Source organism: Acinetobacter sp. YK3, assembly GCF_001729365.1.
Lineage (GTDB): Bacteria > Pseudomonadota > Gammaproteobacteria > Pseudomonadales > Moraxellaceae > Acinetobacter > Acinetobacter vivianii.
Map to the genome: position 1 here is coordinate 23,260 of NZ_LZPJ01000113.1, position 6,970 is coordinate 30,229.

Sequence of the window (6,970 nt, forward strand, 5' to 3'; positions counted from 1 at the left end):
GAAAAGGATTATGCTTTATATGTTAGGGGTTCAGGACAAAAGCTTGCCACAGTTTATCTATACGGATCAAATTAGTTATCCGAATCATGTACGCTTGTTTGTAATAAGTGTTTTTGCTATTTGTCTGTTAGATTATGCACTGTTTGGCGTTTTTTACACCTTTGAAGCCAATATTTTTACCACATGGATGACTATCACGCTTGCCATCCTGCTTGGTTTTTCCGGTATTTGTCATTTTTTATTAAAACGTTACTCTGCGGTTCGTTATAACCATAAAACCAATATTATTTTTCAACTCATTTGTTTTTTTACAGGTTTATTAATCGGCGTTAATACCGTCATTATCAATCATTATTTAGGCTCCGATGTTCCGAATTTGATCGGCTCTCATGTTTTAACGCTCACCGCGTTATTACTGACTGCGTCACATATCATTGCACTGACCTTTTTAACGCAGCATATTCGCTATTTCTTGTTATTTTTTATCCCGAGTATCGCGCCCTTAATTATAACCCAGCTTTTACATCGGCATCATGACCATACCCTCTTCTATCTGGCCTATTATTCGTCATTTTTCGCGACCGTGCTTTGCGCTCAAGCCACTTATAAAATTCACAAACATCTCGCGCTGGTACTGGAAAAAAATAAACAATTGATTGATGCTGCGCAACAGCATAGCAATTGGACTGAAGAACTCTGCCAACAACTTCAACATGAAGTGAATAAATCTAAAGATATCGAAGCCCAGCTCCAGTTCAATAATCATTTGTTAGAACAAAAAGTGCGTGAACGTACTTTTGACCTCACGCAGATGAATGAAAGTCTAGAAGAACATCGTCAGAGTCTGGCATTAGCGCATGAAACCGCTGGAATTCAGCATTGGGATTGGAATCTGGAAAATACGATTCCTGATGCTTTACCACTTCCTCATGAAGTCGCACATAATGCGCAAAATCTCTATACCTTACTGAGTGAAGTTACCCACCCAAATGATGTTGAACGTGTAAAAAACACCTTGTATCAACATTTATCGGGCCAATCACCGCGTTACGAAGAAACTTTCCGTATTAAAAATGAAAATGGTGACTGGACCTGGATTCACGCTGTCGGTCAGGTCATTTTAAGAGACCCGAAAAATGGTACCGCCTTACGTATGGTAGGTGTGCATCGTGATATCAATCAGGAGAAGAAAGATCAGGAGCGCCTTAAATTGGCTGCGAATGTGTTTGAACAGGCTTCTGAGGGTATTTTTATATTGGATGAAAACTTCAATTATGTTGAGATCAACCCTAAATACGAGCAGCTCACAGGGTTAGATAAACAAGCCATTTTAGGCAAACAGCTATTTGAAATTACCAAACAGAATAAACAGCATCATCATAATTTTCATCTTTCTATTCTGGATACGCTACGTGAAGCACAGGAATATGAAGGTGAATTTCAGGAAACTTACAACTCTGAAAAATCATGTTTCCTATGGATTCACATCAATGCCGTGAAAGATGAACAAGATCGTGTCATCAATTATATTGGTATTGTTTCGGATCAGACTGAACGTAAACATCAGGAACAGCGTTTATCTTATTTGATCAATTACGACACCTTAACTGATCTGCCTAACCGTTTTTATTATCAGCAACAACTGCATCAATATCTGGTCAATGAACCTGCCATTCAACACTTGGCTGTCATTCGCCTGAATATCGATCGTTTCCGTGCACTCAATGAAATTATCAGCAATAAAGCTGGAAATGAGTTGCTTAAACAAGTCGCACAACGACTACGGATCAGTAATATTGATGCCCTGTTGGTCGCGCATTTAAGTGCAGATGATTTTGCAATTATTTATGAAATATCGCATTTACATCCGCCTATTCATCAACTCTGCAATAATATTGTAGAAGCTTTCAGCAAAGCTTTTTATATTGCCGATCAAGAATATTTTGTCAGTATCTCTATTGGGGTGGCGATCTATCCCGAACATGGTCGTCAAGTTGATAATTTAAATACCCATGCAGAACAGGCGCTAAATGAAGCAAAACGCCTAGGCGGCAATACCATCCATTATTATTCCAATGAAAGAGCGAATTTTGTTGATCAATATAGTGATCTCGAGCTTGATCTAAGAAAAGCCATTCAGAACAATGAACTGGTGGTTTACTATCAACCGAAGATCAGCACATTCAATGATCAGATTAATGGTTTTGAAGCGCTGATTCGCTGGAAACACCCAACTAAAGGATTAATTATGCCAAGCATTTTTATTCCTTTAGCAGAAAGCACCAGCTTGATTTCCGATATTGGGCAGTTTGTCTTACATGAAGCAGCCAAGCAGTTACAGGCATGGCAAAAACTTGGTTTTAGCAATATCAATATTGCGGTTAATATTGTGGCCCAACAGATTTTGCGTGGTCAATTACTGCATGATATTGACGAAGTCCTGACAACTTATGATGTTTCTGGCAAAAACCTTGAACTGGAAATTACCGAATCCGCTTTTCTGGAAAATACCGAGAACGTTAAAACTATTCTCAATGCATTGAAAGAACGTCAGATCTCTATTGCACTGGATGACTTTGGTACAGGCTATTCTTCTCTTGCCTACTTAACCGAATATCCAATTGACATTTTGAAAATTGATCGTGCATTTATTTTAAAAATTGGTAATCCAAAACAGGATGCGATAGTTAATGCCATGATCGCCATGGGTAAAACAATTGGCCTAAAAGTCGTTGCCGAAGGTGTAGAAACCGAACAGCAGCGTGACTATCTAAAAGCACAAAACTGCGACATATTACAGGGTTACCTGTTCTCCAAGCCACTGACTGCAATAGAAGCAACAGAATACCTGCAACAGCATCTACATCTGTCAACTGCAAGATATTCCATTTAAAAGTAAATTTTAAGCTTTTTGGCCCTTTCTTTGCTGCTGGGTATCGATTGTGAATAGCTGTATCGTTCAGTGAAAATAAGCTTTTTTGACTGTGCGAAAGCATGAACTAGTGCTATATTCTTGTGCACTTATCTTAATATAGTAATTAGACTTCTATATGTCTGATTATTATCGGAACAAATGAGACTCAGATGGACGATCAATCTTTAAAACAAGCCGCTTTGTATTACCATGAATTTCCTACACCTGGAAAAATCAGTGTGACACCGAACAAGCAGCTCGTTAACCAACGAGATCTAGCGCTTGCTTATTCCCCTGGTGTTGCAGCTCCATGTTTAGAAATCGAAAGAGACCCTTCTACCGCTGCGAAATATACAGCACGTGGTAATCTGGTCGCCGTCGTGAGTAATGGTACAGCTGTGCTTGGTTTGGGAAATATTGGTCCTCTTGCTTCTAAGCCAGTCATGGAAGGTAAAGGCGTTCTCTTTAAAAAGTTCGCTGGTGTTGATGTATTCGATATCGAAATTGATGAAAATGATCCAGACAAGATCGTTGATATTGTTGCTGCGCTAGAGCCAACATTTGGTGGTATCAACCTTGAAGATATCAAAGCGCCAGAATGTTTCTACATTGAAAAGAAACTTCGCGAACGCATGAAAATTCCTGTATTCCATGATGACCAACATGGTACAAGTATTATCGTCGGTTCAGCATTACTCAATGCTTTACAGATCGTAAATAAGAAAATTGATGAAATTAAAATTGTTGCCTCAGGCGCAGGTGCTGCTGCACTTTCTTGTCTAGATTTACTTTGCGCTTTAGGCGTAAATAAAAACAACATTGTTGTTGCTGACTCTCGCGGTCTTTTGACCACTGCGCGTGAAGGTCTGGACGAGTCTAAAAAACGTTATGTTCAAGACATTCAGGCAAGCCAGTTGCATGAAGTCATGGCAGGCGCAGATATGTTCTTGGGTCTTTCAGCAGCAGGCATCTTAACCAAAGAAATGGTTAAGGAAATGGCTGAGAACCCGATCATTTTTGCATTGGCAAACCCTGATCCAGAAATTTTACCTGAACATGCACATGAAGTTCGCCCAGATGTCATTATGGCAACAGGTCGTTCTGACTATCCAAACCAAGTGAACAATGCACTTTGTTTCCCTTATATCTTCCGTGGTGCGCTTGATGTTGGCGCAACGACAATTAACGAAGATATGAAAATTGCCTGTGTTCACGCGATTGCGCGTATGGCACATGTTGAAGCAGATGCTGCAACTTATGGTGAAAAATCAGCTTCATTTGGTCGTGACTACCTGATCCCTCGCCCACTTGATCAACGTTTGATTCTGGAAATTGCTCCAGCCGTTGCGAAAGCAGCAATGGATTCTGGCGTAGCAACTCGTCCAATCGAAGACTTCTCTGCATATCGTCAACGTCTTTCTGAGTTCGTTTATAACTCGGCATTCTTGATGAAACCGATCTTTGCACAGGCGAAGACTGACCCTAAACGCATTGCTTATGCTGAAGGTGAAGATCTACGCGTATTACGTGCGGTTCAAATTGCTGTTGATGAAGGCTTGGCAAAACCGATTCTTGTTGGTCGTACAGCAGTGATTGAAGAGAATATCAAGAAGCTTGGTTTACGTTTACAACATGGCGTAAACATTGAAATCGTCGATCAGGAAAAAAATCCTCAGTACGAAGAGTTCTCTAAAGAATATCACCAGATCATGCAACGTAAAGGCGTTACAGTTGAATACGCTCAACGTGAAGCACGCCGCCGTTCTACACTCATCGCAGCGATGCTAGTGAAGTTTGGTAAAGCAGATGGTATGTTATGTGGTACTTATTCAAGCTATGACATTCACTTAGATTTCGTGAAAAATATCATTGGTTTGAAAGAAGGTCGTAGCACATTCTTTACCTTGAATGCCTTGATGCTTGAAGATCGCAATTTATTTATTGCCGATACCTATGTAAACACCAACCCAACTGCTGCTCAGCTTGCTGAAATGACCATTTTAGCAGCAGAAGAAGTTCGTCGTTTTGGTATTACACCACGTGTTGCCCTGCTTTCTCACTCGAGTTTCGGTAGCGACCAAACAGATCCAAGCGCACAAAAAATGCGTGAAGTTTATCGTTTATTGTCTGAACAGGCACCTGAACTTGAAGTCGAAGGTGAGATGCACGGTGATGCAGCATTAGATGAAAATATTCGTCATTTTGCATTCCCGAATTCACGCTTCAAAGGTTCTGCAAATCTGTTGATTATGCCTAACCTTGATTCGGCAAACATTTCATTCAACCTGTTAAAAGCAACTTCGGGTAATAACGTGACAATTGGTCCTATTTTACTTGGTGCTGCAAAACCTGTTCATATTCTGACACCTACAGCAACGACTCGTCGTTTGGTAAATATGACCGCATTAACAGTCGCTGAAATTCAACAAAGCCAAAACTAAGTTCACCTAAGCAAAGCTTTTCCAGAAAAGCTTTGCTTAGCGCTTGAGAAAACCTCTATTCTGTAGCATGATTGTGTGAAGAATAGAGGTTTTTTCATGCAAGTTTATTTAGTAGGCGGTGCAGTTCGGGATCATTTACTCGGCCATCCCTATCACGAAAAAGATTATGTGGTGGTTGGAGCAACGCCCGAACAATTATTGGCCGAAGGTTATCAACCTGTCGGTAAAGATTTTCCTGTATTCCTACATCCAAAAACAAAAGAAGAATACGCACTAGCGCGTACTGAACGCAAATCTGGTGTGGGTTATCATGGCTTTCAGTTTTTTACCGATACCAGCGTAAAATTAGAAGATGATCTGATTCGTCGTGACCTGACCATTAATGCAATGGCAATGGACGATCATGGTCAAGTGTATGACCCTTATGGTGGTCAGCAGGACTTACAGCACAAAATACTACGTCATGTTTCAGATGCATTTACCGAAGATCCCTTGCGTGTACTCCGCGTAGCCCGTTTTGCAGCACGTTATGCAACTTACGGCTTTACCGTTGCAGAAGAAACCTTGCAATTGATGCGGGAAATTGCCCAATCAGGTGAATTAAGCGCATTAACACCCGAGCGTGTCTGGAAAGAAACCTCTCGTGCCTTAATGGAAGACCATGCTGATGTGTATTTCCAGATCTTAAAAGACTGTGATGCCCTAGAAGTCTTATTTCCAGAAATCAATGCATTATTCGGCGTACCGCAGCGCCCAGAGTATCATCCTGAAATTGACTGTGGCATTCATACGTTGATGGCGCTTAAACAGGCCTGCTTAGCAAATTATGCACTTGAAGTGCGCTTTGCAGTGCTGGTACACGACCTAGGGAAAGCACTTACTCCTGTAGAAGAATTACCACGACACATTATGCATGAAGAACGTGGTATTCCGCCCGTTACTCAAATCTGTGATCGCTTAAAAGTACCGACTGCGCTTAAAAATCTGGCTCTGATCGTATGTAAAGAGCATTTAAAATGCCATCAGGTAAAAAATCTGAAACCGGGTACTTTATGGCGCTTGTTACAGCGTTTGGACGTGCTACGCCGACCAGAAAAAGTGGAAGCTTTTGTACAGGCCTGTGAATGTGATGCCAAAGGTCGTTTGGGTTTGGAGCAGCGCCCTTATCCGCAAGCACAATATATGTTAGATGCCATGCAAATCGTCAGAAATATACGTGCGCAGGATTTACCTGAACATGTCAGTGGCCCAGAAATTGGGGAAATGCTGATTCAATATCGAATAGATGCATTGGCAAAGTTCAAGGAACAACACATTAACTGATTAATTTTTAAGTAAATAAGATCTTTTTCTCGCATTTTTTGCACACTTCGCACTGAAAAGATTATTAATCAAGCAAACGATTAATTTTATTTACTATTGTTGTTGACGCATCTGCTTTTCATGCCTAAAATGCGCATCAGATTCTCCAATAGCTCAGTCGGTAGAGCGACGGACTGTTAATCCGCAGGTCCCTGGTTCGAGCCCAGGTTGGAGAGCCAATCTACTATTCTCCCATAGCTCAGTCGGTAGAGCGACGGACTGTTAATCCGCAGGTCCCTGGTTCGAGCCCAGG

Annotated in this window: 3 protein-coding genes and 1 tRNA gene; all 4 read left to right on the forward strand. The window is 41.1% G+C overall.

Annotated features, from left to right (window positions below; translation table 11 throughout):
* The first annotated feature begins 19 nt into the window (after positions 1 to 19).
* The 4 genes from A9Z07_RS13815 to A9Z07_RS13830 all read left to right on the forward strand — a co-directional run bounded on the left by A9Z07_RS13815 (position 20) and on the right by A9Z07_RS13830 (position 6,896).
* Positions 20 to 2,893: an EAL domain-containing protein gene (locus A9Z07_RS13815; RefSeq protein WP_069579415.1), complete on the forward strand. Its 2,874-nt coding sequence runs from the start codon at positions 20 to 22 to the stop codon at positions 2,891 to 2,893.
* 191 nt (positions 2,894 to 3,084) lie between these two features.
* Complete coding sequence (locus tag A9Z07_RS13820) at positions 3,085 to 5,355, forward strand: NADP-dependent malic enzyme (protein WP_004771523.1); 2,271 nt, start codon at positions 3,085 to 3,087, stop codon at positions 5,353 to 5,355.
* 96 nt (positions 5,356 to 5,451) lie between these two features.
* The gene (locus tag A9Z07_RS13825) at positions 5,452 to 6,678 is read left to right on the forward strand and encodes a multifunctional CCA addition/repair protein (protein WP_069579416.1); all 1,227 of its coding nucleotides are present in this window, start codon (positions 5,452 to 5,454) and stop codon (positions 6,676 to 6,678) included.
* 142 nt (positions 6,679 to 6,820) lie between these two features.
* Positions 6,821 to 6,896 (forward strand) — tRNA-Asn (locus A9Z07_RS13830).
* Positions 6,897 to 6,970: the final 74 nt, after the last annotated feature.